The sequence below is a fragment of the Bacillus sp. P4_D3 genome (assembly GCF_056401855.1).
The window spans coordinates 1-1,932 of record NZ_JBFUIN010000587.1 but is presented as its reverse complement, the minus strand read 5'-3'; the positions used below and the strand labels follow the sequence as shown (position 1 = coordinate 1,932).

At 30.0% G+C, this 1,932-nt stretch carries 3 protein-coding genes and 1 pseudogene; all 4 read left to right on the top strand.

Features of this window, described 5'->3' with window-relative positions:
* Positions 1-332, top strand: a pseudogene (locus AC1DTM_RS24385) (ABC transporter ATP-binding protein); the annotation flags it as partial.
* Positions 329-1,000 carry a DUF4052 family protein gene (locus AC1DTM_RS24380; protein ID WP_477001097.1) on the top strand — a complete coding sequence of 224 codons (672 nt, stop codon included), beginning with the start codon at positions 329-331 and terminating at the stop codon, positions 998-1,000. The pseudogene AC1DTM_RS24385 and the gene AC1DTM_RS24380, both read left to right, overlap by 4 nt.
* 41 nt (positions 1,001-1,041) lie before the next feature.
* Complete coding sequence (locus AC1DTM_RS24375) at positions 1,042-1,521, top strand: CcdC family protein (RefSeq protein WP_016105145.1); 480 nt, start codon at positions 1,042-1,044, stop codon at positions 1,519-1,521.
* A 118-nt stretch (positions 1,522-1,639) separates the two neighbouring features.
* Positions 1,640-1,932 (top strand): 2'-5' RNA ligase family protein (locus AC1DTM_RS24370; RefSeq protein ID WP_477001096.1); only part of this gene is annotated, 293 nt, incomplete at its 3' end.

Below are 1,932 nucleotides of genomic sequence, written 5' to 3'. Positions count from 1 at the left end.
CCATTATATTATCAACACATTTAGTAGAAGAAGTAACCCATGTAATTGAAGATGTAATCATCATAAAAGAAGGAAGACTAGTTGTTCAATCATCAGTGGAAGATATATTACAACAGGGGCATATAATTTCAGGGAAAAAAGATAAAGTAGATGCGTTTTCAATTAATAAAAAAGTTATAAACCGAGAAGTTTATGGAAATAAAGGTATAGCTGTTATATGGGAAGAACTTACTAATGAAGATTATTACTCTCTTGAAAAAGAAGGATTAGTAGTTGATAAAATTACATTACAAAAACTATTTATTCACATAACTGGTGGTGAGGTGAAATGACGATGTTAATGAAGCAGTTGAAGTTACATATAAATTTTCATTATAAAGCAATTTTAATATTTTGGATCGCAGCTTTATTAATAAAAGGGGCTATGAATGCTGTTAATTTATATGGAATGAAAATTGGTTATTTACCCGAATTTATCAATAATCCTTCTATAGCAATTATGATGTTTATAATAGGGAGTACTTTCATCATACAAGATGATTTATTTCGTTTAGCCATTTCATTTGGTGTGACAAGGATACAATATTTTATCGGAGCGATTTGTTATATTGTACTGCAATCCGGACTATTTTCATTACTTCAAGTAATGTTTTTACAAGATGTAAAATATAATATGGGGAATGCTAGTTTTGGAGAACTATTAGCACAACAGTTTATTTTACAATTTTTATTTTATGTTACGACAGCATGTTTCTTTCAAGTAGTAGTTGTTTTTAAACAACGATTTAAGTGGATCGGTCTTATGATTGGTGGAACACTTTTTTTAACAACAAACAGTGTGCTTTATGGTGAGGTAGGAATAAAAGGTTTATTATTTACAAGCGATCTATCTTTAATAGATATTCCCTATTTTACTGTGATTTCAATTGGATTAACCATTCTATATATCATAACTAGTAGTATATTTATTCGTAAAGTTTCATTTGAGCAAACAGTTTAAAAGATTGTTAGATTAATATTAAAGGAGAGAAGGAATAATAAATGGGAGACACCTCTTCATTAATAACCGTCTTTTTATGCGTGGCCTTACTAATTTTTTGGCGCCGTTATCGATCTATGTATAAGCCGATTAAGGGTACGGGAAAACGTATTTTGTGGCCATTAATATTTTTAACACCGGGGATAATATGGTTTTTTGGACCCGTACATCCAGCACTATTACAAGTAGTTATAGCAGTATTTATTGGAATTCTTTTTGCCGTACCACTTATAGTTTTAACAAATTATGAGCGAAGAGATGATGGGAATATTTATACGAAAAAAAGTGCAGCCTTTTTAATTACTTTTATTGCACTTGTCGTTTTAAGATATGGTTCAAGACAATATATTGTTGATTTAGATCAACAAACAATAGGTTTATTATTTTACGTAGTTGCAGTATCGTATATTATTCCGTGGAGAATTGCTTGTTATATAAAATTCAGGAAAGTTTTGCGAGAAAATAATAACCATGCTATATGAAAACTTCTCATTTGAGAAGTTTTTTATTTTTATATGCAAGCAAAATAATTTATTGAAGTTCACGCTATCATGCAATATGATAAATATAAAAAATTGAGGGGAAGTAGGGGATATAAAAGTGCGTACAATTCTACTGTTTTTACATAACATGCCCATTGATGAAATAGAGAGTATGAGAGAAAAGCATGATCCTTTATTCGGATTAATTCGACCGCATATAACAATTGTATTTCCATTTGAAAGCTCCATTTCGAATGATGAGCTGAAATCACATGTTTTGAATTTGGCAAAAGGGATAGGAGAAATTGAAATTGAGTTTGCAAGTCGTATAACAAGTGTGGGAGACTATTTGTTTTTAGGAGTTGAAAAGGGTAAAGAACAAATAGAAAAACTACATGATAAATTGTATAC

Bases quoted from the DNA above. Each gene is read 5' to 3' on its own strand.
- AC1DTM_RS24380 (WP_477001097.1), top strand. From the start codon at position 329: ATGACGATGTTAATGAAGCAGTTGAAGTTACATATAAATTTTCATTAT.
- AC1DTM_RS24375 (WP_016105145.1), top strand. From the start codon at position 1,042: ATGGGAGACACCTCTTCATTAATAACCGTCTTTTTATGCGTGGCCTTA.